The organism is Isoptericola sp. NPDC058082, from assembly GCF_042885055.1.
In the GTDB taxonomy this organism is placed as follows: domain Bacteria; phylum Actinomycetota; class Actinomycetes; order Actinomycetales; family Cellulomonadaceae; genus Isoptericola.
This window is the reverse complement of the sequence record NZ_JBHVSQ010000019.1, coordinates 24,962-46,872: the sequence shown is the minus strand read 5'-3', so window position 1 is coordinate 46,872 and position 21,911 is coordinate 24,962. Positions and strand designations below refer to the sequence as shown.

Annotated in this window: 27 protein-coding genes; 8 read left to right on the top strand and 19 right to left on the bottom strand. The window is 75.9% G+C overall.

What is annotated here, in order from left to right; genetic code table 11:
- Positions 1-22: 22 nt before the first annotated feature.
- Positions 23-571, bottom strand: a complete 549-nt coding sequence (locus tag ACFVS0_RS19155; RefSeq protein ID WP_430564687.1) for a hemerythrin domain-containing protein — start codon at positions 569-571, stop codon at positions 23-25.
- A gap of 164 nt (positions 572-735) precedes the next feature.
- Between ACFVS0_RS19155 and ACFVS0_RS19150 the strand changes: the two genes are divergently transcribed.
- The 3 genes from ACFVS0_RS19150 to ACFVS0_RS19140 are packed head-to-tail and all read left to right on the top strand — an operon-like array spanning position 736 to position 3,369.
- On the top strand, positions 736-1,698 hold the full coding sequence (locus tag ACFVS0_RS19150; protein WP_430588854.1) for an endonuclease/exonuclease/phosphatase family protein: 963 nt from the start codon (positions 736-738) through the stop codon (positions 1,696-1,698).
- Between the two features lie 45 nt (positions 1,699-1,743).
- Positions 1,744-2,646: an alpha/beta fold hydrolase gene (locus ACFVS0_RS19145; protein WP_430588853.1), complete on the top strand. Its 903-nt coding sequence runs from the start codon at positions 1,744-1,746 to the stop codon at positions 2,644-2,646.
- Between the two features lie 48 nt (positions 2,647-2,694).
- The gene (locus ACFVS0_RS19140; protein ID WP_430588852.1) at positions 2,695-3,369 is read left to right on the top strand and encodes an MBL fold metallo-hydrolase; all 675 of its coding nucleotides are present in this window, start codon (positions 2,695-2,697) and stop codon (positions 3,367-3,369) included.
- A gap of 15 nt (positions 3,370-3,384) precedes the next feature.
- Here the strand turns inward: ACFVS0_RS19140 and ACFVS0_RS19135 are convergent, their stop codons facing one another.
- Positions 3,385-4,530: a GNAT family N-acetyltransferase gene (locus ACFVS0_RS19135; RefSeq protein WP_430588851.1), complete on the bottom strand. Its 1,146-nt coding sequence runs from the start codon at positions 4,528-4,530 to the stop codon at positions 3,385-3,387.
- A gap of 94 nt (positions 4,531-4,624) precedes the next feature.
- On the opposite strand from ACFVS0_RS19135, the gene ACFVS0_RS19130 reads away from it, so the two are divergent.
- The 3 genes from ACFVS0_RS19130 (at position 4,625) to ACFVS0_RS19120 (ending at position 7,381) form a co-directional block, all read left to right on the top strand.
- The gene (locus ACFVS0_RS19130) at positions 4,625-5,176 is read left to right on the top strand and encodes a GNAT family N-acetyltransferase (RefSeq protein WP_430549158.1); all 552 of its coding nucleotides are present in this window, start codon (positions 4,625-4,627) and stop codon (positions 5,174-5,176) included.
- Positions 5,177-5,261: 85 nt separating this feature from the next.
- Complete coding sequence (locus ACFVS0_RS19125) at positions 5,262-5,864, top strand: SigE family RNA polymerase sigma factor (protein WP_430564692.1); 603 nt, start codon at positions 5,262-5,264, stop codon at positions 5,862-5,864.
- Positions 5,861-7,381 (top strand): hypothetical protein, encoded by a 1,521-nt coding sequence (locus ACFVS0_RS19120; protein ID WP_430588850.1) that lies wholly within the window; start codon positions 5,861-5,863, stop codon positions 7,379-7,381. The genes ACFVS0_RS19125 and ACFVS0_RS19120 overlap by 4 nt, the downstream gene beginning before the upstream one ends.
- A 3-nt stretch (positions 7,382-7,384) precedes the next feature.
- Here ACFVS0_RS19120 and ACFVS0_RS19115 read toward each other — a convergent pair whose 3' ends face one another.
- Positions 7,385-7,822: a YybH family protein gene (locus tag ACFVS0_RS19115; RefSeq protein WP_430549161.1), complete on the bottom strand. Its 438-nt coding sequence runs from the start codon at positions 7,820-7,822 to the stop codon at positions 7,385-7,387.
- A gap of 60 nt (positions 7,823-7,882) precedes the next feature.
- Between ACFVS0_RS19115 and ACFVS0_RS19110 the strand changes: the two genes are divergently transcribed.
- Positions 7,883-8,482, top strand: a complete 600-nt coding sequence (locus tag ACFVS0_RS19110) for a GNAT family N-acetyltransferase (RefSeq protein WP_430588849.1) — start codon at positions 7,883-7,885, stop codon at positions 8,480-8,482.
- 12 nt (positions 8,483-8,494) lie between these two features.
- Here the strand turns inward: ACFVS0_RS19110 and ACFVS0_RS19105 are convergent, their stop codons facing one another.
- On the bottom strand, positions 8,495-9,286 hold the full coding sequence (locus tag ACFVS0_RS19105) for an SDR family oxidoreductase (RefSeq protein WP_430588848.1): 792 nt from the start codon (positions 9,284-9,286) through the stop codon (positions 8,495-8,497).
- Positions 9,287-9,392: 106 nt separating this feature from the next.
- On the opposite strand from ACFVS0_RS19105, the gene ACFVS0_RS19100 reads away from it, so the two are divergent.
- Positions 9,393-9,821: a GNAT family N-acetyltransferase gene (locus ACFVS0_RS19100; protein WP_430588847.1), complete on the top strand. Its 429-nt coding sequence runs from the start codon at positions 9,393-9,395 to the stop codon at positions 9,819-9,821.
- A gap of 27 nt (positions 9,822-9,848) precedes the next feature.
- Here the strand turns inward: ACFVS0_RS19100 and ACFVS0_RS19095 are convergent, their stop codons facing one another.
- The 15 genes from ACFVS0_RS19095 to ACFVS0_RS19025 form a co-directional block, all read right to left on the bottom strand.
- On the bottom strand, positions 9,849-10,388 hold the full coding sequence (locus tag ACFVS0_RS19095; protein WP_430588846.1) for a VOC family protein: 540 nt from the start codon (positions 10,386-10,388) through the stop codon (positions 9,849-9,851).
- Between the two features lie 63 nt (positions 10,389-10,451).
- Complete coding sequence (locus tag ACFVS0_RS19090; protein ID WP_430564698.1) at positions 10,452-11,132, bottom strand: helix-turn-helix domain-containing protein; 681 nt, start codon at positions 11,130-11,132, stop codon at positions 10,452-10,454.
- Between the two features lie 4 nt (positions 11,133-11,136).
- Positions 11,137-11,925 (bottom strand): YidC/Oxa1 family membrane protein insertase, encoded by a 789-nt coding sequence (locus ACFVS0_RS19085; protein WP_430588845.1) that lies wholly within the window; start codon positions 11,923-11,925, stop codon positions 11,137-11,139.
- A gap of 133 nt (positions 11,926-12,058) precedes the next feature.
- Positions 12,059-12,343, bottom strand: a complete 285-nt coding sequence (locus tag ACFVS0_RS19080; protein WP_430588844.1) for a DUF6412 domain-containing protein — start codon at positions 12,341-12,343, stop codon at positions 12,059-12,061.
- A gap of 57 nt (positions 12,344-12,400) precedes the next feature.
- Entirely contained in the window at positions 12,401-13,180 is a 780-nt protein-coding gene (locus ACFVS0_RS19075) for an SDR family NAD(P)-dependent oxidoreductase (RefSeq protein ID WP_430588843.1), read from the bottom strand.
- Positions 13,181-13,204: 24 nt separating this feature from the next.
- Positions 13,205-15,607, bottom strand: coding sequence for an ATP-binding cassette domain-containing protein (locus ACFVS0_RS19070; protein ID WP_430549170.1), 2,403 nt, complete (start codon positions 15,605-15,607; stop codon positions 13,205-13,207).
- 67 nt (positions 15,608-15,674) lie between these two features.
- Positions 15,675-16,256 (bottom strand): MOSC domain-containing protein, encoded by a 582-nt coding sequence (locus ACFVS0_RS19065; protein WP_430588842.1) that lies wholly within the window; start codon positions 16,254-16,256, stop codon positions 15,675-15,677.
- A gap of 24 nt (positions 16,257-16,280) precedes the next feature.
- Positions 16,281-16,715: a YdeI/OmpD-associated family protein gene (locus ACFVS0_RS19060; protein ID WP_430588841.1), complete on the bottom strand. Its 435-nt coding sequence runs from the start codon at positions 16,713-16,715 to the stop codon at positions 16,281-16,283.
- A 73-nt stretch (positions 16,716-16,788) separates the two neighbouring features.
- Positions 16,789-17,253: a nitroreductase family deazaflavin-dependent oxidoreductase gene (locus tag ACFVS0_RS19055; protein WP_430588840.1), complete on the bottom strand. Its 465-nt coding sequence runs from the start codon at positions 17,251-17,253 to the stop codon at positions 16,789-16,791.
- A gap of 5 nt (positions 17,254-17,258) precedes the next feature.
- Complete coding sequence (locus ACFVS0_RS19050; protein WP_429763216.1) at positions 17,259-17,669, bottom strand: VOC family protein; 411 nt, start codon at positions 17,667-17,669, stop codon at positions 17,259-17,261.
- 14 nt (positions 17,670-17,683) lie between these two features.
- Positions 17,684-18,130: a helix-turn-helix transcriptional regulator gene (locus tag ACFVS0_RS19045; RefSeq protein WP_430549174.1), complete on the bottom strand. Its 447-nt coding sequence runs from the start codon at positions 18,128-18,130 to the stop codon at positions 17,684-17,686.
- Between the two features lie 52 nt (positions 18,131-18,182).
- Positions 18,183-18,755, bottom strand: a complete 573-nt coding sequence (locus tag ACFVS0_RS19040; protein WP_430549175.1) for a GNAT family N-acetyltransferase — start codon at positions 18,753-18,755, stop codon at positions 18,183-18,185.
- 51 nt (positions 18,756-18,806) lie between these two features.
- On the bottom strand, positions 18,807-19,718 hold the full coding sequence (locus ACFVS0_RS19035; protein WP_430588839.1) for an arginase family protein: 912 nt from the start codon (positions 19,716-19,718) through the stop codon (positions 18,807-18,809).
- A 17-nt stretch (positions 19,719-19,735) separates the two neighbouring features.
- Entirely contained in the window at positions 19,736-21,346 is a 1,611-nt protein-coding gene (locus ACFVS0_RS19030) for a multicopper oxidase family protein (RefSeq protein WP_430588838.1), read from the bottom strand.
- Positions 21,343-21,807, bottom strand: coding sequence for a hypothetical protein (locus ACFVS0_RS19025; RefSeq protein WP_430588837.1), 465 nt, complete (start codon positions 21,805-21,807; stop codon positions 21,343-21,345). Before ACFVS0_RS19025 ends, ACFVS0_RS19030 begins: the two co-directional genes overlap by 4 nt.
- Positions 21,808-21,911: the final 104 nt, after the last annotated feature.

The window sequence follows — 21,911 nt, the reverse complement described above, 5'->3', positions numbered from 1 at the left end:
GGGGAGATGACAGGCCGTCGGGTCAGGCGAGCGGACCCAGGGCGGCGCGCCGGTCGGTGCCGGTCAGCGCGGCCGCGAGCGCGGGCTCGTCGAGCGCGTCGACCAGCCGCTTCTCCTCGTACCGGAAGTGCGTCTCCATGACGGCGTCGATGCCGTCGAGGTGCCGGTCGAGGGTGGCCGCGTCCGCGCCGGCGTCGACCGCGTGGGACAGCGCCCCGAGCAGGTGGTCGAGGACGCGGTGGTCCTGCTGCAGCTCGGCGACGACGCCCGCGAGGTCCGGGCGCAGCTGGAGGAGCGCGGTGAAGACGCTGCCGTCCTCGCCGCGGTGGTGACCCTCCAGCGCCTGGCAGAACCCGTGGCAGTAGAGGCCGATCAGGCGGCGGGGGTCGGCTCCGCCGGTCGGGGTGGGCGCGACGCCGTCGGCGGTGTCGACGGCCTCCCGCGCGACCTCCAGGGCGTCGCGGAGGCGGGCGTGGACGGCGAGCAGCTCCTGCCCCCACGCCACGAGGCGGGCGGTGGGATCGGAGGGATCGGTGGGTGGGGCGGTGGTCTCTCGGTACGGGTCGGTCACGATGCGCCGAGCCTAGTCGGAGCGGGCCGCCGAGGACGCGCCGCGCGGCGGTCGAGGCCCTGGTCACGGCGCCGTCGCCCGCCGTCCACCTGGCGTCCGTCGGGCGGCCACGTGCGGCCGATGGGATGGTCGGGCAACGACCGATCCCTACCCCTGGAGACGACATGGACCACCGCAGCTCCGCCGCCCCGGCCGGCATCACCCGCCGCGGCGCGCTCACCGCGGCCGGCGCGCTCAGCGCGCTCGGCGTCGCCGGCGCCCTGGCCGCGCCGGGCGCCGCCGCCACGACCTCCGCACGACCGGCCAGGGGCGCGCTGATCGGCCCGGCCAAGGGGTCGACGCTGCACGCGATGAGCTTCAACATCCGCCTGGACCGAGAGGACGCCACCCAGCCGGGCGAGCCCGACCACTGGCCGGACCGTGCCCCGCTCGTCACCGCGTTCCTCGCCCTCGAGCAACCCACGATCCTCGGGGTGCAGGAGGCGCAGTTCCAGCAGCTCGTCGCCGTCGAGCAGGGGCTGGGCAAGCACTACCGCACCGTGGGCTACGGCCGGTCCGGCGGCGCGGACGGCGAGTACTCGGCGATCTTCTACGACGCGCGCCGGCTCACGCTGCTGTGGTGGGACCAGTTCTGGCTGTCGGACACGCCGGACGTCATCGGCTCCGCCACGTGGGGCAACTCGGTGACCCGCATCGTCACCTGGGCCAGGTTCCGCGACGAGCGCACCGGCTCCGAGCTCGTGCACGTGAACTCGCACTTCGACCACCAGTCCGAGAATGCCCGCGTGCGCAGCGCCGAGGTGGTGCGCGACCTCGTCGCGGAGCTCGGGCTGCCCGTCGTCTTCACCGCCGACTGCAACGCGCCCGCCGGGCGGTCCGCGCCCTACGACGTGCTCGTCACCGACGGCGGCCTGCTCGACACGTGGGTGGCCGCCGACCGCCGGCTCACCCCCGACGTCGGCACGTTCCCCAACTACGGCGAGCCGGTCCCGGGCAACGACCGCATCGACTGGGTGCTCGCCACCGGCGGCACCGAGGTGCTCGCCGCGACCATCAACACGTGGACGCAGGACGGCCGCTGGCCCAGCGACCACACCCCGGTGCAGGCGCTGCTGCGCCTGCCGTGACGCCGTGGAGCGATGAGTCCGGCCGCGCCGCGCCGTCCCTCCTGCATGACGCGACCTTCTGATGCCTCGCCCGTCGGGCCCGCGGACGGCGACGCCCTCGGTCCGGAACGCTTCACCGACGGCACGGCGCGGCTGTGCTTCCAGGCCGTCGGCGACCCGGCCGACCCGACCGTCCTGCTGGTCGGCGGCGTCGGGTCGTCGATGGACTGGTGGCCCGCCGACCTCGTCGTGGCGCTCGCCGACCGCGGGCGGCATGTCGTCCGGTACGACCACCGGGACACGGGCCGCTCCACCACCTGCCCGCCCGGGGCGCCGGACTACACCGGCCGCGACGTCACGGAGGACGCGCTGCGCGTGCTCGACGCCGTGGGCGCCGACCGGGCGCACCTCGTGGGCCTGTCGATGGGCGGCGCCATCGTGCAGGAGTTGGCGCTCGAGCACCCCGACCGCGTCGCGTCGGCCACGCTGATGTCCACGACGCGGGCGTTCGCCGGGCCCGACGACGCGGCCCTGCCGCCGTCCGACCCCGCGCTGCACGGCCTGTGGGACGGCCCCTCCCCCGACCCGGCGGACACGGCCGCGCTGGTCGCCGCCGTCGTCGCCGAGGACCGCGCGCTCACCGGGCGGGGCGACTTCGACGAGGCCCGCACCCGCGCCCTCGCAGCCCGCGCGGTCGAGCGGTCCACCGACCCGACCGCCGGGACGAACCACTTCGCCGCGGAGCCCGGGGCCCCGTTCGAGGGCACCCTCGCCGACCTGACGGTGCCGACGCTGGTCGTGCACGGCAGCGAGGACCCGCTGTTCCCCGGCCACGGCGCGGCGCTGGCCGCGGAGATCCCGGGCGCACGGCTGCTGGTGCTCGACGGCGTCGGCCACCAGGTCGCGCCGCCGTCGTCGTGGGACGTGCTCCTCCCGGCGCTCCTCGCCCACACCTCGGCCCCCGCCTGAGGGCCGACCGGCGAGCGCCTGCCCGGGGATGAGGGCCAGGATGGCGGCATGTCCTCCCTCATCCTCACCACCTGGGGCCACGCCGGCGTCCGCCTGGAGCGCGACGACCACGTCCTCGTCATCGACCCCGGCACGTTCACCGACCCGCGCATCCTCGACGGCGCCGACGCCGTGCTCGTCACGCACGAGCACCCGGACCACGTCGACGTCCCCCGCGTGGCGGCCGCGCTGGCGACCGCGCCGACCCCCGAAGGCGGCCCGGAGCTGTGGGCCCCGGCGCCGGTCGTCGCGCTGCTGACCGGGGCGGGCGCCCCCGCCGCGCGGCTGCACGCGGTGGACGGCGGCGCGTCGTTCGACGCGGCCGGGTTCGCCGTGCAGGCCCTCGGCCACGTGCACGCGGCTATCCACCCGGACCTGCCGCCGCCGGCCAACGTGGCCTACCTCGTCGACGGCGCCGTGCTGCACCCCGGCGACTCGTTCACGCCCGCCCCCGGCGGGGTGCGGGTCGACGTGCTGGCGCTGCCCGTCGCGGCGCCGTGGCTCAAGCTCGCGGAGGCGGTCGACTACGTGCGCCAGGTGTCGCCGCGCGTCGCCGTGCCGATCCACGACGCGATCCTCAACGACGCCGGCCTGGCGCTGGTCGACCGCGTCGCGGGCGGGCTCGGCGGCGACGCGTACCGGCGGCTCGCCCCCGGCGAGCCGCTGGAGGTCCGCACGGCGTGACCTCCGCGTCCGCCGTCAGCGGCTGAGGGGCACGACGTCGGCGAGCGGCGCCTGCAGCTCCGCCGACCCGCCCGCGGGCCGGAACCCCAGGGCCACGTTGATCGCCAGCATCGGGGCGTTCGTCTCGTTGTTCCACGTGGAGATGCGGCGCGCGGCGGGGCGCAGGCGCGTGTGCTCGCGCAGGTTCACCGCCTTGAGGAGCATCCCGAGGCGGTGGCCGCGGTGCCCGGGCAGCACCACCGTGCTGTCCTGCTCGCTGAGCTCGGGGCGGTCGTCGTCCCCGACGAGCAGCGTCATCCCCGCCAGCGTGCCGGTGGCGACGTGCTCGACGACGGTGACGAGGCCGGTCCGGCCGCTCTCGGCCCGCTTCGTCTCCTCCAGGCGGATGCGCGCGCCGTCCCACCGTTCGGCCTCGAGCGCGAGACCGCCGTTCGGCTCGTCCTCGGACAGGCTGTGCTCCAGCGCCGCGAGCTGGTCCACCCACCGCTCCGGCGCCGGGTCCTGCCAGGTGTGCAGGCGGTAGGCGTCCCCGGCCCGGTCGGCGGCGTCGGCGGCGAACCGGTCCACGACGTCGCCCGGCAGCGGGACGTCGAGGACGGAGCGGCGCGCCACGATCTCCAGGCCCAGGCCTGCCCGGCGGGCGAACCGCATGCCCGGCAGGTCGGCGGAGACGTGCCCCGGTCCCTCCCGGGGCGCGAGCGCGTCCGGGGCGTCGGCGGGCGGCTCGACGGCGAGCTCGACCTCCGCGAACAGGGTGGTGCGGCACTCGGTGAGCGCGACGCGGCGCAGCCGGTCCGCGATCGCCGACCCGATCCCCCGCCCGCGGTGGGAGGGCAGCACCGCGATGCGCACGACGGCGAGGTGACGGTTGTCGGAGACGGGCAGGACGAGCTCCCCGTGCCCGACGACGCGCGGCACGCCAGGCGTCGCCTCGCCGTCCACGGCCACGAGCCGGTGGCACCGCGCGTGCTCCTGGTGGCGGTCGCCGACCAGCAGGTCGACGGCCCTGGGCGCGAGGTCGTCGTGCCCCAGGTCGGCCAGCCCCACGGCCCGCTCGAGCGCCGCGACGCCGTGGTACGCCCAGGCGTCGGCGACATCGAGGCCGTCGGCGCGGGGCGGTTCCACCAGGCGCCACGCCGGTGCGGGCGCGGGGGTGCTCATGCCTCCACGGTGCGCCGCGGCGGGGGTCCGCGTCACGTGCTTTTCGGGGGCCGACGTCGCGGTTCGCCCGCCCCGGCGCGTAGGGTGCCTGACCGTGACGACCGAGACCCCGCTGCCGGTGACCACGGGCCGACTGGTCCTGCGCGCGCACCGCGCGGAGGACCTCGAGCCCCTGCTCGCCTACTACGCCGACCCCGAGGTGGCGCGCTACCTGCTCGAGGAGCCGTGGACGCCGGACGTCGGCGAGGCGCAGCTCGCGAAGCGGCTCGCCCGCACGAGCATCGACGAGCCCGGCTCCGCCCTCGCGCTCGTCGTCGAGCACGACGGCCAGGTCGTCGGCGACGTCGCCCTGTGGACGACGGGCGACACCGTCTCCCGCGGCGAGATCGGCTGGGTCTTCCACCCCGACCACACCGGCCAGGGCTACGCGACCGAGGCCGTGCGCGCCGTCCTCGACCTGGCGTTCGGCTTCTACCGCATGCACCGCGTCGTCGCGCAGCTCGACGCCCGCAACGAGCCCTCCGCCCGGCTGTGCGAGCGCGTCGGGATGCGGCGCGAGGGGCACCTGCGGCAGGACTGGTGGTCCAAGGGCGAGTGGACGGACACGCTCGTCTACGGCGTCCTCAAGGGTGACCGCACGGCCTGACGCCGCCTCCGGGCGGCGACGCCCGACAACCTTTGTCGCGCCGTCGGCGTCTATGTCCCGTGAACACACGAGACAGGCAGCACCCATGACGGCCGACGGCGCCGTGCCGCTCGTCGCCGAGACGAGGGCCGAACCCTTCCGGGTCGTGGCGGCGGGCGAGACCCCGGCGGACCGCTTCACGGCGTTCGCCGCGGCCAGCACCCCCGCGCTCTCCCGGATCGCGTACCTCCTGTGCGGGGACGAGCACCGCGCGGGCGACCTGGTCCAGCTCGCGCTGGAACGGACCTACCGGGCCTGGGGGCGGATCGAGGACGGCGACCCCTTCGCGTACGCGCGCCGCGTGATCGCCACGGCCCGCATCGACGGGTGGCGACGCACCCGCCACGACGTGCTCTCCGACCCCGCCGACCTGCGCCCCGCGCCCGTGCCGGACGCGACCCGGACGGTGGTCGACCGCGACCGCCTCGTCCGCGCGCTGCGGCAGCTCCCCGAGGCGCAGCGGCGCGTCGTCGTCCTGCGCCACCTGCTCGACCGCTCGGAGGCGCAGACCGCGGACGAGCTGGGGATCTCGACCGGCTCGGTGAAGTCGAGCGGGTCCCGCGGCCTGGCGAGGCTGCGCGAGCTGCTGGCCGCCGACGGCACCCACGACAACACACCGGCACCGACGAGGAAGGGGACGGTCCGATGACCCTCCAGGACGATTTCGTGACCGAGCTCCGGCACGCGGCCGACCGGGTCGAGCCGGTCGCCGCGCTCGACGGTGCGGCGATGGGCCGCCGCGCCGTCCGCCGGGTGCGGGCGCGGCGCGCCGCCCTGACAGGCGTCGGTGCGCTCGCCGCCGTGGGCGCCGTCGCGGGCGTGTGGCAGGGCACGTCGCCGGACGGCGTCGTGAGCCCGGCGTCCCAGGACGTGCCGGCGGGCTGGACGCCCGTCGCCGTCGGCGGCGTGCGGCTCGCCGTGCCGCCCGGGCTCGAGCCGAGCGTCGACGGCGTCTGGGAGCAGGGCCCGGCCGACGAGGGCGGGGACTTCGTGCAGGTGGAGCAGTCCGCGGGCATGCCGCTCGTGCCGCCGGGCTCGGGGCTCACGCCGACGGACGTCAGGGTCCCGGGCGCGGAGTCGGCCCGGTACGTCACCGAGGACCACGGCGACGACCCGTCGTCCGACCAGGACTTCGTCGGGCGGCTCCAGGTGACCCTGGAGTCGGGCGACGTGGTGCAGGTGAGCCTGGTCTGGGTGGACGGCGCCGAGGCCGACGAGGTGTTCGCCGACCTGGTGGGCTCGGTGTCGGTGGACGAGGACCCCGGCTCCCTGCCGGCCCCGGAGGGGGCGGCCGCCGCCCTGCAGCCCCTCGAGGGGTACGCCGCCGGCGTCCCGGAAGGCTGGGAGAGCGCGGAGTTCGTCGGCCTCGGGTACGCGGTGCCGCCCGGCTGGGCCTCCGACCGGGAGGTCGCCGACGCCTACCCCGCCGGGGCGACCGTCCGGTCCGCCAGCGCCGACGGGACGGCCGGCCTCACGATCCGCCAGGCCACCGGAGCCGCGGGGTGGCCCGGCTCGATCGCGCCGTCGCCGCTCGACCCGGCGTCCACGTTCTCGCTCGACGGGGCGGACGTGGTCCAGGTCGGGTCGCGGGCCGAGGACGGCACGGACCGCACCACCGCGTACCTGCGGCACGAGGGCGGTCGCGGGTACGTCGTGACCGTCGAGGCGCCCGCCACCCCGGACGGGCGCGAGCTGGCCCGCCGGCTGCTGGGCACGCTCGGGTTCGCCGCCGGGGCCCAGGTGCCCGGTCCGGACGACCTGCCGCAGCTCCCGACGACGGCCGTCCCCGACGGCTGGCACACGGTGGAGCGGGGCGACGTCCGCCTCGACCTGCCCCGCGGATGGGCCCCGGTCGAGACCCCCGACGGCGCCGGCTGGGGCTCCGAGGGCGGCGCGGAGACCCTCACCGTCGGCACGCGCGCGCCGGCGGCCGTCGAGGAGGAGCCCTCGTACGGGTTCCGGTACGACGTGCCGGGAGCGGACGGCGGCGCCGTGATCCAGCAGGGCGACGACGTCACGACGGACGGGACGCCCCGCTTCCTGGCGACGGTGGAGCTGCGCACCGGCGACGACACGGTGGTGCTGTCGTACAGCGGCCCCCGCGGCGCGGACTCGCGGGAGCGGTTCGGCAGCATCGTGCGGTCGCTCCGGGTCGCCGGGAGCTGAGCCTCACCCCTCGGCGGGTCGTCGCGCCTCGCGCGTCGGCCCGCCGTCGGCGTGCCGGTGCACCACCTTCCAGCCGGCGGCCTCCCGGCGGTAGACCTGGGTCACCCGCAGCACGTAGTCGCGCGGGCGGCCGTCGACCGACGTCGACGTGACCTCCCGGTGCACCGTGTAGGCCAGGTCGCCGCCGACGTCGGCGGCGACGAGGTCGACCTCGGCGGACGCCACGTCCGAGAACGACGCGGCCAGCCGCGCGAACACCTCCCGTACCTCCTCGGGGCCGTCGGCCTCCATCCAGGCGCCGAAGAGGGTCACCGGCGGGCGGCGGGACCAGGTGCGGTCGCGGGGGCGGGCGTCGCCGTCGTGCAGCGCCGACTCCGCCGCCCGCCACGTCGTGCGGAACCAGTCGAGGAAGTCCTCGCGGTCGCCCGTGCCCGCCGTCATGGCCGCATTGAACCTCGGTCCGCCCGCGCTCGGTAGGGCCGGGCGGGGCACGATGGGGCGATGACGTCCGACATCGTGGTCCGCCCGGCGAACGAGGCGTCGTGGGACGACCTGCAGACCGTGCTCGGCCCGCGCGGCGAGGGGGCACGCTGCCAGTGCCGGTGGTACCAGACGCCCGGCTCGCGGTGGCTGGAGACGACGCGCGAGGAGCGCGCCGAGGAGCTGCGCCGGGACACCCGCTGCGGGGAGCCCGGCGCCGCCACGACGAGCGGCCTCGTCGCCTGGCTGGACGGCGAGCCGGCCGGCTGGTGCGCCGTCGAGCCCCGCACCGCGTACGCCCGGCTGCGCACCGCGCGCGTGCCGTGGTCCGGCCGCGACGAGGACAAGGACGATGACGGCGTGTGGGCCGTGGTCTGCTTCGTCACCCGGGCCGGGTACCGCCGCCGCGGGATCAGCGCGGCGCTCACGACCGCTGCGGTGGAGCATGCGCGCTCCCGCGGGGCGCGCGCCGTGGAGGGCTATCCCATCGTGGTCGAGCCGGGTCGCGCGGACGACACGGGCACGCTGTTCGTGGGGGTGGCGTCGGTGTTCGAGGCCGCCGGATTCCGCGAGGTCAGCCGCCCGACGCCGCGGCGCGCGGTGATGCGCGTCGACCTCTGAGCCCGGCACCGCTCAGCGTCGCTCGATGTGCTCCGCGAGGAACTCGCCCCACGTCTGCTTGCCGACCGCACGGTCGGGCGCGAGGTTGCCGCCCGCCGCGTACGCCCGCGACGCCGCGCCCGGCACGCGGACCGGCATCGTGGGGCGCCGCGACCCGACCGCGTCGAGGTAGTCCCGCACCATCCCGCGGAACGTGAGCACCTCCGGCCCGGCGACGTCGGGCACGCGGCCCTGCGGGTCGCCGAGCGCCAGCTCCACCAGGCGCGCCGCGACCTCGTCGGCCGCGATCGGCTGCGCCCGCCAGCCGGACGGCGTGGGCACCACCGGCAGCTTCGCGAGCGCCCGGGCCGCGATGAGCACCAGCTCGTGGAACTGGGTGGCGCGCAGGTTGGACCACGGGATCCCGGACTCCTCCAGCACCCCCTCCTGGGCCAGCTTGCTCTCCATGTATCCGAGCGCGCGGCGGTCGAAGCCGGACCTCACCGGCACCTTCTCCGCGCCCACCACCGACACGTTGACCAGGTGGGGTTCCGTCCCGGCGTCCCGGACCGCCCGGACCAGGGCCCGCGCCATCGGCTCGTTGTGGAGCTGGTCGCCGGCGAGGTGCACGACCACCTCGGCGTCGCCCACCGCCTGCGCCAGCCCCTCTCCCGTCGTCCAGTCCGCGACGACGTACCGCACGCCGTCGCCCTCCGGGTGCGGGCTGCGGCTGACCACCCGCACGTCCGCGCCCGTCCGCACCAGCCGCGGCACCACCAGCCTGCCGAGGTGCCCTGTGCCACCGGTGACCAGGATGCGTGCCATGCCGTCCTCCTCCGTCGCCGCGCCCCGACGGCGCGTCCTGCACCCCCGACGAGACGACGGACGAGGACGTGACCGCCGCCCCCGACGGCGCTGCTATGTTCCGCGGGTGATCGACGACCTGACCGCCGACCGTCTCGAGGACTGCGCGCGGCTCTTCGTCCGCACGTTCTCCGCACCCCCGTGGCACGAGGAGTGGACGGAGGCGGACGCCGCGCAACGACTCGGCGACCTGCTGGCGACGCCGCGCTCAAGGGGCGTGTGCGCGGTCGCGGACGACGGGACCGTCGTCGGCTTCGTCCTCGGGCACCGTGAACGGGTCGGCCCCGAGGACCACCTGCTGGTCAAGGAGATGTGCGTCGCGCCCGACCGTCAGCGCGAGGGCTGTGGGTCCCGGCTGCTGGCCGCCCTGGAGGACCGCCTGCCCGACGTCGAGCACTGGTACCTCCTGACGATGCGGGACGGCCCCGCGGCCGCGTTCTACGAGGCGCACGGGTTCCGTCCCGCGTCGCGGGTCGGCGTCTACGTCCGGCCCTGAGGCGGCGGGCGAGGACGTGACCGCGACTCAGGCGGCCGGGTCCCGCAGGCGCGGCAGGGTGGCGACGAGGGTGTCGCGGATGTAGGTCAGCTCGGGCGTCGGCTCCCACTCGGCGTCGCTCTCGGCATCGCTCTCGGCGTCGGTCTCGGCACCGTCGCCGGCCTCCTCCCACCCGCCCGCGGCGTCGTCCTGCGGGGTGCTGTAGACCCACCACAGGTTGTTCCAGGGGTCGACGAAGCGGGAGAAGACCTCGCCGAAGAACGCGGTGGGCTCCGTCACGACGTCCGCGCCACCGGCTCGCGCCCGCTGGAGCACCGTGTCCACGTCCTCGACGTAGACCTGCAGCAGGGACGGGGTGAACGGCCAGCCGGGCTTGCGCTCGCCGAACATGACGGTGGTTCCGCCGATCTGGAGCTCGGCGTGCAGCAGCAGCCCGTCGTGGTCGACGGTCCGCGCGTCGGGGTGCTCGACCCCGTCGAACACGTCGACGAGGAAGAGGATGAGGTTCTCGACGTCGCGGCTGATGATGAACGGGTTGATCGTCGAGAATCCTGGGGGGACGGCCATGGTGGCTCCTTTCGTCCCCGCCATCACACCGCGCCGGCCGGGGCCCGGTCTTGAACGAGAACGTCACCCGGCGGGACGTCGGCGGGCGGCGGCCGCGAGCACCGCCGCCGGGGTCCGCCCGCGGATGAGGCGCAGGCTGCGGGTCAGGTGCGCCTGGTCGGCGAACCCGGCCCGCGCCGCCGCCTCCGCCGGCGCGACGCCGCCCTGCAGGAGGGCGTACGCCCGCTCGGCCCGTCTGACCTGCTCCACCTGCCCCGCCGTCAGCCCGACGGTGCGCCGGTAGCGGCGTTGCCAGGTGCGCGGCGACGCGCCGTCCCGCTGCCCGTCGAGCGCCGCGCGCACGCCGTCGTCCACGCCCAGCGGGCCGAGCCGCACCATCTCGTCCACCCAGTCCTCGAGCTCGTCGAAGGCCGGCAGCGTCGTCCACCGCTCCCCGAGCCGGACCTGCCCGGAGCGCACCGGCAGGTCGACGGTGGCCCCCAGCACCGGCTGCTTGTCGAGGCCCGCGACCACCACGAACGGCGCCAGCTCCACGCCCCAGTAGCTCTCCCCCACGACGCTCGTCGTGCTGCGGGCGCTCAGGCTCGGCCCGTCGAGCTCACCGCCGAGGCTCCCGTCGGCGCGGCGGATGAAGGAGATGCCCCAGTACTCCGAGCCCGCGACGAGGTACTCCCCCTGCTCCTCCACGGTCGCGCGCCACACCGTGCGCACCGCAGGGGTCGAACCCGGCCGTTCGAGCCACATGACGTCACGGTATCGCCGGTCCCCCGCCCGGGGCCGCGGGGTCGAGCGGGAAGCGACGCCGCAGCAGGATCCGCTGGACCAGGGTCCACACCACCGTCACCAGGAGGTACAGCCCCGCGGCGAGCGGGACGACGCAGGCGACGGCGGCGGTGACGAACTGGAGCGCGCCGAGCGCGCGCTGCATCCCCGGCGCCCCCACCGACGCCGGGGTCGCCGAGGGCACGGCGAGCGGGCCGCCGGGCAGCGCGGCGCGCCGCGTCAGCTCGCCCACGAGCGCGACGGCGAGCACGAGCGCGCCGAGGACGACGACCGCGGCGACGCCCGGCGCCCCACCCGAGAGCACTCCGACGAGGCTGCTGCCGAGCGGCACCCCGAACAGGGTGTGGCCCAGCAGGGCGTTGGCCCCGCCGGCGATCTCCGCGTGGACGAACACCGCGTAGATCACCCCGACCACCGGGGCCTGCAGCAGCAGCGGCAGGCAACCGGCCAGGGGCGTGGTGCCCTCGTCGGCGTAGAGCTGCATCGTGGCGCGCTGGAGCGCCTCGGGGTCCTTGCGGTGCCGGCGTCGGAGCTCGGCGACGCGGGGCGCCAGGCGCACCCGCGTGCGCTCGGCACGTGCCTGCGAGACCCCGACGGGGACGAGGGCCGCCCGCACGACGAGCGTCACGGCGACGACGGCGGCCGCCGCGGCTCCGGCGCCGAGGGCGGGTTCGAGCAGGTGGGACAGGCCCATCAGGGCGTGGTACGCGCCACCGAGCACGGCGGCGACAGGGGGCAGGGCGAAGAGATCCATGGGGGTGCGTCCTCGGTCGAACGGAAAGGGTTCGCGTTCGCCGAGCACCCCGCGGGCGTGCGGGGTCGCCGCGCATGGCGCGCGACGTCGAGCCGTCCCGGCGGGGACGGTCAGGGGATGGCCCGGGGGGAGCTCAGCCGGCGAGGACGCCGGGAGCCCGGGGCCGCGGGCGGCCGGGGGCGTGGGGATCGCTCTGGGCGACCAGCGGCGGCAGCTCGCCGTCGCGCCGCACCACCGGCGCGGTCACGGGCAGCAGACGCGGTCCGCCCGCCGTCGCGCGAGCCACGAAGCTCAGCGCCATCGCGGCCAGGCCGGCGGCACCGACCAGGAGGAGCAGGGTCGTCAGCGTCGGCGTGCCGAGCAGGACCGCGAGCGACGACGACACGTCGCGCGCCAGCACGAGCAGGGCGTCACCCACGTCGTCTCCCCTCGTGGTCCTGGTCCTGAGGCCGTCCCGTCACGATAGCGCGCGCCCTCAGGTCTCGTCGGCGAGGCGGCCGAACGTCGCGAGCGGCCCCACGAGCACGCCGCCGTCCACGGGCAGGGTGACGCCCGTGACCCACGCGGCGTCGTCCGACGCGAGGAACGCGACGGCGGCGGCCACGTCCTCCGGCTCGCCCACGCGGCCGAGCGGGTACATCGGCGCGAGGCGGTCGGGGCCGCCCTGGTCGTCCCAGACGCGGGTGCGGACGGTGGCGGGCGCGACGACGTTCACGCGCACCCCGTCCGGCCCGAGCCGCACGGCGAGGTTCTTCGCCAGCACCCCCAGCCCCGCCTTCGCGGCCGAGTAGGCGTCGCCGCCGAACGCCGCGAGGCCGTTGACCGACCCGACCAGCACGACGGCGCCGCCCGGCCGGGTCAGGTGCGGCGCGGCGGCGCGCACGACGCGCGCCGGCCCGGCGAGATTGAGGTCGACCGTGGCCGCCCAGTCGGCGTCGGTGCCGCCGTCGAGCTGGTCCGGGTGCGGCAGCGCCCCGCCCGCCACGTTGACCAGCGCGTCGAGGCGGCCCCACCGCGCGACGGCGGCGGCCGCGGCCGCGTCGACGGACGCCGGGTCCGTGAGGTCGCAGGGCACGACGAGCGTGCGCCCGCGCGCGTCGGGCCCGAGGGCCGCCGCCGTCTCCTCGGCCGCGGCCGTGTCGACGTCGGCCAGCACCACCGTCGCCCCCTCGGCGGACAGGCGGCGGACGACGGCGGCGCCGATGCCGTGCGCGGCCCCCGTCACGAGCGCGACGCGCCCCGCGAAGCGGTCCATCCTCGTCCCTCCCGCCGTCCCGGCTCAGGCGCCGACGTAGTCCGCGAGGTGCTCGCCGGTCACGGTGGAGCGGGCGGCCACGAGGTCGGCGGGCGTGCCCTCGAAGACGACCGTGCCGCCGTCGTGCCCGGCGCCGGGGCCGAGGTCGATGATCCGGTCGGCGTGCGCCATGACGGCCTGGTGGTGCTCGATGACGATGACGGTCTTGCCGGCGTCGACGAGCCGGTCGAGGAGGCCGAGCAGGTTCGCCACGTCGGCCAGGTGCAGGCCGGTGGTGGGCTCGTCGAGGATGTACGTGCCGCCCTTCTCGCCCATGTGCATGGCGAGCTTGAGCCGCTGCCGCTCGCCGCCGGACAGCGTGTTGAGGGGCTGGCCGAGCTTCACGTACCCGAGCCCGACGTCCTCCAGGTGGGCCAGGATCTTGTGCGCGGCGGGGATCTTCGCCTCGCCCTCGCGGAAGAAGGCGTGCGCCTGCGCGACGGACAGGTCGAGCACGTCGGCGATGTTCTTGCCGCCGAGGGTGTACTCCAGCACCGACGCCATGAACCGCTTGCCGCCGCAGTCCTCGCAGGGCGTCTCGACGGTCTCCATGAAGCCGAGCTCGGTGTAGATGCGGCCGTTGCCCTTGCAGGTGGGGCACGCGCCCTCGGAGTTCGCGCTGAACAGGGCCGGCTTCACGCCGTTCGCCTTGGCGAACGCCTTGCGGATCGGCTCCAGCAGCCCGGTGTACGTGGCGGGGTTGGAGCGCCGCGAGCCCTTGATCGCGCCCTGGTCGACGACGACCACGCCCTCGCGCCCGGCGAGGTTGCCGTGGATCAGCGAGCTCTTGCCGGAGCCCGCGACGCCCGTGACCACCGTCAGGACGCCGGTCGGGACGTCGACGTCGACGTCGCGCAGGTTGTTCTGCGACGCTCCGCGGATCTCCAGCGCGCCCGACGGCTCCCGGACCGACTCCTTGACGCTGACCCGGTCGTCCAGGTGCCGGCCCGTGAGGGTGCCGCTCGCACGCAGGCCTTCGAGCGTGCCCTCGAAGCAGATGGTGCCGCCGTCCGTGCCGGCGCCCGGGCCGAGGTCGATCACGTGGTCGGCGATCGCGATCGCCTCCGGCTTGTGCTCGACGACGAGCACCGTGTTGCCCTTGTCGCGCAGCTCCAGGAGCAGGCCGTTCATCCGCTCGATGTCGTGCGGGTGCAGGCCGACGGTCGGCTCGTCGAAGACGTAGGTGACGTCCGTGAGCGCGGATCCGAGGTGCCGGATCATCTTGGTGCGCTGCGCCTCGCCGCCGGACAGGGTGCCCGCGGGCCGCTCGAGCGACAGGTAGCCCAGCCCGATCTCGACGAACTTGTCGAACAGGTGCAGCAGGGCGCCGACCAGGGGCGCGACGCCCGGGTCGTCGATCCCCCGCGCCCACTCGGCGGCGTCGGTGATCTGCATGCGGCACACGTCGGCGATGCCGGCGCCGTTGACCTTCGCCGACCGGGCGGACTCGTTGAGGCGGGTGCCGTCGCAGGAAGGGCAGGGCACGAACACCGCGGCCCGCTCGACGAACGCCCGGAGGTGCGGCTGCAGCGACTCGGGCGCCTTGCTGAACAGCGACTCGCGCAGCTTGGGGATGAGGCCCTGGTAGGTCATGTTCATCCCGAGCGCCTTGACCTTGCCCTTCTCCCGGTAGAGGAAGTCGTGGCGCTCGGCCTCCGTGTAGTCGCGCACCGGCTTGTCGCCGTCGACGAAGCCCGACTCCGAGAAGCCCTTCACCATCCAGCCGTCGGCCTTGTAGCCGGGCACGAGGATCGCGCCGTCGCGCAGGGACAGCGACTCGTCGACGATGACGGACAGGTCCAGGTCGGAGACGGTGCCGCGGCCCTCGCACTCCGGGCACATGCCGCCCAGGTACACCTGGTTGCGCACGACCTTCTTCTCGACCTCGCCCCCGGCCTTGCCCGTGCTGAACACGCCGCTCGCCGTCGAGGTCGGGATGTTGAAGGAGAACGCCGTCGGCGGGCCCACGTACGGCTCGCCGACGCGGCTGAACAGGTTGCGCAGCATGGCGTTCGCGTCGGTGACCGTGCCGACCGTGGACCGCACGTTGGCGCCCATCCGCTCCTGGTCCACCAGGATCGCGGTGGTGATGCCCTCCAGGACGTCGACGTCCGGGCGCGGCAGCGACGGCATGAAGCCCTGCACGAACGTCGAGTAGGTCTCGTCGATGAGCCGCCGCGACTCGGCGGCGATGGTCGCGAACACCAGCGAGCTCTTGCCCGAGCCCGACACCCCCGTGAACACGGAGAGGCGGCGCTTGGGGATCTCGACGTCCACGGCGCGCAGGTTGTTCTCGCGGGCGCCCTGCACGCGGATGACGTCGTGCGCGTCGGCGGCGTACGAGGACGTCGTGGCGGGGGACTCTGCGCGGGACTCGGTGGCGGTCACCGGGGGCTCCTTCGGTCGTGGCGGCTCGGGTGCGCCGTGGATGTGCTCGTGCTGTCCTCGGGTGGGGTCACACGCGGGTGAGCGGCAGGTGCGGCGGGGCGGGCAGCTCGACGCCGATCGCGTCCCCGGGGCGGACCGTGCCGCCGCGCGACACGATCCCCATCACCCCGGCGAGCCGCTCGACCCCGCCGTCGGCCCCGCGGCGCAGCACCTGCTTGAGCAGGCCGGGCTGGAAGTCGTCGATCTGCCGGCAGGGGTTGCGCAGCCCGGTGACGGTCACGACGGCTGCCCCGATCGTCAGCCGGGTGCCCACGGGCAGCGCCAGCAGGCCGATCCCGCGGGTGGTGAGGTTCTCCCCCAGGTCCCCGGGGGCCACGGCGTGGCCGGCCTCGCGGAGCAGGTCGAAGAGCTCCGCGTGGATGAGGTGCACCTGGCGCAGGTTCGGTTGCGACGGGTCCCTCGCGACGCGGCTGCGGTGCTGCACGGTGACCCCGGCGTGCACGTCGCCCTCGACTCCCACCCCTTCGACGAGGAGCACCCCGTCGAGGGCCGGCTTGCTGAAACCGTGCACGGCGCTCGCGTGCACCGCGACGACGCTCGCCGTCGTGCCGTACGACGGGGCGGTGGTCGAGGGGTCCGTGACGGTCACCAGGGGTTCTCCTTCGCTCGGGCGTCAGCCGTGCAGCTCGGCAAGAGCCTTGTCGATGCGGCGGGCGCGTGTCGAGGCCTGCTTGGCCCCGTCGACGTCGAGCACGAGGCGGCGCCGGCGGCCCGGCGGAAGGGCATCGTACGCCGTACGGGCAACAGGGTCGGCGTCGAGCGCCCGGGCGAGGTCGTCGGGCTCGACGACGACGCGCGGCGCGGTGTCGAGCGCCAGCTCGACCTCCACGTCGGCGCCGACCTCGAGGCCCGCGGCCTCCCGGTTCGCCCGGCTCAGGCCGAGCAGGTGCCGGCCCCGCATGATCGCGACCCGGCTGCGCCACGTGTGACCGTTCACCGTGATCGTCACCGGTGGCCGGGCGCCGCCGCCGAGGGCCTCGACGACCTCCCGCGGCACCTCCAGACCCTGCATCTTCTGGGCGGGCTCGACGACGGCACGGAACCTCATGGCCACTCCTTCGCTGCCGTCGGCCCGGGTGGTGGTCGTCCGGGTGAGGCGGGGGATCCCGGGGACGCACACGTCAGGCGCCGGCCGGGACGAGGCGGACGACCGGGTACTGCCGGTCGCTCGTGCTCTGGTGCTTGTCGATGGTCGGCGCGGCCGCCGCGATCGCCGGCCACGCCCGGGCGCGCTCGGCGTCGTCGAGGACGTGCGCCGTCACCGGCGTGGTGCCCGACCCGTGCAGCTCGACGGCGACCTGCTCCGGGTGCGCGACGAGGTTCGCGAACCAGCCGGGGTGCCGGCTGCCTCCGCCCGACGCGACGACCAGCCGGCCGCCCGCGCCGTCGTCGAACCAGGCCAGCGGGTTCTCGCGGGCCTCGCCGGTGCGGCGGCCGACGGTGTGCAGGACCAGCAGCTCCATGCCCATCATCTGCCCGCCCTTGCGGCGGATCTTCTTGGCGGTGCTGGCGTTGGCCTGCCGCTGGATCCACAGGGACAGCGGTCCAGGGGTGCCCTTCGGGCGCTTCGTCGTCTGCTGGGTCACGGCGCTCACCCGACCTGGTCGATGCGGACCATGTTGCCCGCGGGGTCGCGGAACGCGCAGTCGCGCACGCCCCACGGCTGCTCGGTGGGCTCGGAGACCACCTCGGCGTCGGCGGCCTGGAGCTTGGCGAAGACGCCGTCGAGGTCCTTGGTGCCGAGGATGATCGACTGGTAGCTGCCCTTGGCCATGAGCTCGCGGATGGTGCGCTGCTCGTCCTCGGTGATGCCGGGGTCGGCGGCGGGCGGGTTGAGGACGAGGCGGGTCTCGGGCTGAGCCGGCGAGACGAACGTCAGCCAGCGCATCTCGCCCTGCCCGACGTCCTGGACCAGCTCGAAGCCGAGCAGGTCGCGGTAGAAGCCCAGGGAGGCCTCCGGGTCGGTGTGCGGAAGGAAGGTCGTGTGGATGGTGATGTCGATGTCGCTCATGGAATTCACGCTAGGTGGAGGTCCACGGCCGGCGCTTCTCGATTCCTGACCGGTCGGGTCGCCTGCTTCGTGACGCACGACGGCAGCTCCCCCGCCGCCGACGACCGGGCCCGCCGCGCGTACTCGCTGGGGGCCATCCCCACCAGCTCCGTGAACCGCGTGCTGAACGTGCCGAGCGACGACGACCCCACCTCGAAGCACACCTCGGTGACGCTCAGGTCGCCCCGGCGCAGCAGCGTCATCGCCCGCTCGATGCGCCGCGTCATGAGGTAGCTGTAGGGCGACTCCCCGAACGCGGCCTTGAACTGCCGGCTCAGGTGCCCGGCCGACATGTGCACGCCCCGGGCCAGCGCCTCGACGTCCAGCGGCTGCGCGAACTCCCGGTCCATCCGGTCGCGCACACGACGCAGCAGAGCGAGGTCGCGCAGGCGGTCCGCGTCGCTGCTGGTCACGGTGCGATGCTTCCACGACCCACCCACGCCCGCCCGGCGTCCGCCGCGGGCGTCAGCCCGCCACCCGGGCGTGCACGTGCATGTCGTGCCAGCCGTCGAGGTGCCGCACGGACTGCCGCAGCACGCCCTCGGCCTCGAACCCCGCCTTCTCGGCCACACGGCACGACGGCGCGTTGTCCATCGAGTGCACCAGCTCGAGCCGGTGGAAGCCCGCCTCGAACGCCCACGCGGCGGCGACGTCGAGCGCGGCGGGCGCGACCCCGCGTCCGCGCGCCGCCGGGGCCGTCCAGTACGCGACGACGCCCACGCCGTGCGGGTCGAACGTCTTGACGACCATGCGGCCCAGGACGACGGCGTCGGCGGCGGCGTCCGCCACCGCCCAGCTCGACTCACGCCCGTCGGCCCAGCCGGCGCGCCAGCCGTCGAGCACCTCGCGCGCCTCGTCGTCCGACCCCAGGACGCGGACGTGCCACCGCTGGATCGCGTCGTCGGCGTACACGGCGCGCACCGCCGGGGCGTCCTCGGGCCGCCACGGCCGCAGCCGGGCGCCCACGGCGGGTACCTCCAGCGCCGGCTGCTCGGGGGCGGAGAACGGCGCGAACGTCACGGGCAGGAGGGTGGGCATGCGGCGATCCTGGCACCGTCGTCGACCGGTGCGCCAGCCCGTTCGCGCTGCTCAGCGACGCGAACCCAGGGCGCCCAGGCCGCGCACGACGACGTCCGCGACGGTGGCGGCGTACCGTCCGTCCGGGTCCAGCTCGGGGTCGAAGACCGTGACGGACGCGCCCACCGCCCACGGGGCGAGCGGCCGCAGCAGCTCGACGAGCTGGTCCGGGTCGAGCCCGCCGGGGTCCGGGCTGTCGACGGCGGGCATCCACGCCGGGTCGAGCACGTCCACGTCGAGCTGGAGCCAGAACCCGTCCCGCATCCCGTCGACCGCCAGCACCCGGTCCGCGACCGCCGCCCCGCCCGCGTCGACCACCTCCGCGGCCGGGACGACGCCGGCCAGCAGCCCGCGCGCCTCGGCGGCGTGCTCGTCGTCGTCCCGGCACCCCACGTGCACCGCACGGGCCGGGTCGACGTACGGCCCGAGCCCGTCGACGTCCGCGACCTCCGGCACGTGCAGCCCGACGGCCGCCGCGAGGTCCTCCCCCGCCAGGCTGCCCCAGGCGTCGCTGTTGCCCGGGTGCCGGAAGTCGGTGTGGCCGTCCACGTGGACCAGCCCGCCGCCCCGTGCCGCCCCGACCGAGCGCAGCGCGAGGCCGGCGCCGACGAGCAGGCTGCAGTCGCCGCCGAGCACCAGCGGCGCCCGCCCGCCGTCGACCAGCTCCACGACCCGCCGCGCGAGACGCCGCGCGTGGTCGACGACCGCCGCCTGGTTGCGGATCGTGCCGGGCGGGCGGCGGCCGTCGTCGTCCACGTACGGGGCCGGCTCGACGACGCCCGCGTCGACGGCCCCCGCCGCCTCCAGGCGCCGGTGCAGGCCCGCCACGCGCAGCGCCTCCGGCGCGCGCCAGGTACCCGGCGCCCTGCCCGGGGCCGGCGGGCGCAGGCCGAGGTTCGTCGGGGCCGACAGCAGCGCGATCACGCGGCCAGCGTGGCACGTCACCCGTGCTCGTGCGCCGCGGCCGCGCCCCGCGGCCCGTACCCGTCGCCCACCACGGGACCGGAGGCGTCGTGCCCGCCGTCGTGCCCGCCGTCGTGACCCGAGAGCGCCGCCGACGGCCCCGGCCCGGCGTCGGACCCCGGCTCGACGACGAGGAGCTGGCCCATCATCCCCTCGTCCTCGTGCAGCAGCATGTGGCAGTGGTACATGTACGGCAGCACGTCGTCCGTGTAGTCCTCGAACCGCATCAGCAGCCGGTAGGTGCGGCGCGGCTCCAGGTAGACGGTGTCCTTCGGGCCCGCGAGCTCGGGCGGCGGCGCCTGGCCGTCGACCGTGAGGACGCGGAACTGCACGTCGTGCACGTGGAAGCTGTGCGGCATGGGGATGGTGTTGCGCACCTCCCACACCTCGGTGCTGCCGACGGTCGCGACCTCGTCGATGCGCCCGGCGTCCATGCGCTCGCCGTTGATGGTGCGCTCGTCGAGGTCGAACGTGCGGGTCACGGTCGCGTCCTCCTCGTGCAGCGCGTCCTCGGCGGCGTGCTCCGACGGCCCCCACGACGGCACCGGCGAGGGCGCGAGCTCGTCCGCGGCACGCAGCTCCAGCACGTCGAACGCGTCGTTGCCGCCCATCGCGAACGGCGCGGCGACGCTGCCCAGGTCCGTCTCCGCGGAGCGCAGCCGCGTCGTCTCGCCCGGCGACATCGCGACCACCACCTCCGCCCGCTCGCCCGGGGCGAGCCGCACCCGGTCGAGGCGCACCGGGGCGTCGAGGAGCCCGCCGTCCGTCGCGACGAGGTCCATCCCTCGGTCCGCGAACCCGAGGGAGTACGTGCGGGCCGTCGACCCGTTGAGCAGCCGCAGCCGCAGCCGCTCGGTCGTGACCTGCTGGTACGCCCCCGCGACGCCGTTCGTCACGACCGTGCCGCCGAGCGTGCCCGGCTCGCCGCCGTCGTCCTCCAGCACGAGCCGCCCGGCGTCGTCGAGCACCTTGTCCTGCACGACGACGGGGACGTCGTCGACGCCGTACTCCTGCGGCAGGTCGGCGGCCCGCGACGCGTCGTCGTCGAGCAGGAACAGCCCGGCCAGGCCGCGGTACACGTGCTCCTCCGTCTCGCCGTGCGGGTGCGGGTGGTACCAGAGCGTCGCGGCGGGCTGGTCGATCCGCCAGGTGGGCCGCCACGTGGCGCCCGGCTCCACGGGCTGGTGCGGGCCGCCGTCCACCGCAGCGGGCAGGTGCATGCCGTGCCAGTGCACGGAGGTCGTGACGTCGAGGTCGTTGGTCACCTCGACGGCCACCTTCTCGCCCCGCTCCGCCCGGAGCGTGGGGCCGAGGTACGGCCCGTCGAAGCCCCAGGTCGGGGTCCGGGTGCCGGGCAGCAGCTCGGCCGTGCCCTCCTGCGCGGTGAGGCGGAACGTCCGCACGCCGTCCACCACGTCGGACTCCGCGAGCGGCGGGACCGGCAGCGCGCGGTCGAACGCCGGCTCGTCCACCGGCGTCACGGAGCCGGGGATCGCGCCGCACCCCGAGGCCACCAGGGGGACGACGGCGGCGAGCGCCGCCGCGCGCAGCACCGCGCGGCGCGTCGGTCGTCGTGCCGGCGTCGTCATCGGGCGCCGCCGCGGGCCTTCTGGACGCCGAGCGCGACGACGCCCGCGAGCGCGCCCCAGCCGGCGTCCATCGCGAGGGCGGGGAGCGCCGTCCAGGCCGGGGCGCCGTCGTCGCCGAACCCGACCGACATGCCGCCGAACAGGGTCGAGACGAGCAGGGCGACGACGCCGAAGGCGAGGCCCGTCAGGGTCAGGGTCGCGACCGGCCGGGGCACGCGGCCGAACCCGACCACCCCGATCCACACGACGGCGGTGAGCGCGACGATGCCGAGCGCGCGCGGCGCGCCCGTGCCGCCGAGGCCCGTGAGCCCGGTGAGCGGCCAGAGCAGCGCCATCGACGCGAGCCCCGCGACGAGCGGCCAGGAGATGCCGGCGCGCGGCGGCGCCGTCGTCGAGGGCGGCGCCGAGGGCTGGGGGCGGGGCTGGGGAGCGGGCTGGGGAAGGTGCTGGTTCGAGGTCATGCCCCGACGATCCCCGTCGCCCGGGGGCGCCACATCGGCCCGGGAGCGTCTCCTGCTGTCGCCCGGGGGCGACACCGACCCTGACCGGACCCGGACCACCCCGC

Bases quoted from the DNA above. Each gene is read 5' to 3' on its own strand.
- ACFVS0_RS19150 (WP_430588854.1), top strand. From the start codon at position 736: ATGGACCACCGCAGCTCCGCCGCCCCGGCCGGCATCACCCGCCGCGGC.
- ACFVS0_RS19145 (WP_430588853.1), top strand. From the start codon at position 1,744: ATGACGCGACCTTCTGATGCCTCGCCCGTCGGGCCCGCGGACGGCGAC.
- ACFVS0_RS19140 (WP_430588852.1), top strand. From the start codon at position 2,695: ATGTCCTCCCTCATCCTCACCACCTGGGGCCACGCCGGCGTCCGCCTG.
- ACFVS0_RS19135 (WP_430588851.1), bottom strand. From the start codon at position 4,530: ATGAGCACCCCCGCGCCCGCACCGGCGTGGCGCCTGGTGGAACCGCCC.
- ACFVS0_RS19125 (WP_430564692.1), top strand. From the start codon at position 5,262: ATGACGGCCGACGGCGCCGTGCCGCTCGTCGCCGAGACGAGGGCCGAA.
- ACFVS0_RS19120 (WP_430588850.1), top strand. From the start codon at position 5,861: ATGACCCTCCAGGACGATTTCGTGACCGAGCTCCGGCACGCGGCCGAC.
- ACFVS0_RS19115 (WP_430549161.1), bottom strand. From the start codon at position 7,822: ATGACGGCGGGCACGGGCGACCGCGAGGACTTCCTCGACTGGTTCCGC.
- ACFVS0_RS19110 (WP_430588849.1), top strand. From the start codon at position 7,883: ATGACGTCCGACATCGTGGTCCGCCCGGCGAACGAGGCGTCGTGGGAC.
- ACFVS0_RS19105 (WP_430588848.1), bottom strand. From the start codon at position 9,286: ATGGCACGCATCCTGGTCACCGGTGGCACAGGGCACCTCGGCAGGCTG.
- ACFVS0_RS19095 (WP_430588846.1), bottom strand. From the start codon at position 10,388: ATGGCCGTCCCCCCAGGATTCTCGACGATCAACCCGTTCATCATCAGC.
- ACFVS0_RS19090 (WP_430564698.1), bottom strand. From the start codon at position 11,132: ATGTGGCTCGAACGGCCGGGTTCGACCCCTGCGGTGCGCACGGTGTGG.
- ACFVS0_RS19085 (WP_430588845.1), bottom strand. From the start codon at position 11,925: ATGGATCTCTTCGCCCTGCCCCCTGTCGCCGCCGTGCTCGGTGGCGCG.
- ACFVS0_RS19075 (WP_430588843.1), bottom strand. From the start codon at position 13,180: ATGGACCGCTTCGCGGGGCGCGTCGCGCTCGTGACGGGGGCCGCGCAC.
- ACFVS0_RS19060 (WP_430588841.1), bottom strand. From the start codon at position 16,715: ATGAGGTTCCGTGCCGTCGTCGAGCCCGCCCAGAAGATGCAGGGTCTG.
- ACFVS0_RS19040 (WP_430549175.1), bottom strand. From the start codon at position 18,755: ATGCCCACCCTCCTGCCCGTGACGTTCGCGCCGTTCTCCGCCCCCGAG.
- ACFVS0_RS19030 (WP_430588838.1), bottom strand. From the start codon at position 21,346: ATGACGACGCCGGCACGACGACCGACGCGCCGCGCGGTGCTGCGCGCG.
- ACFVS0_RS19025 (WP_430588837.1), bottom strand. From the start codon at position 21,807: ATGACCTCGAACCAGCACCTTCCCCAGCCCGCTCCCCAGCCCCGCCCC.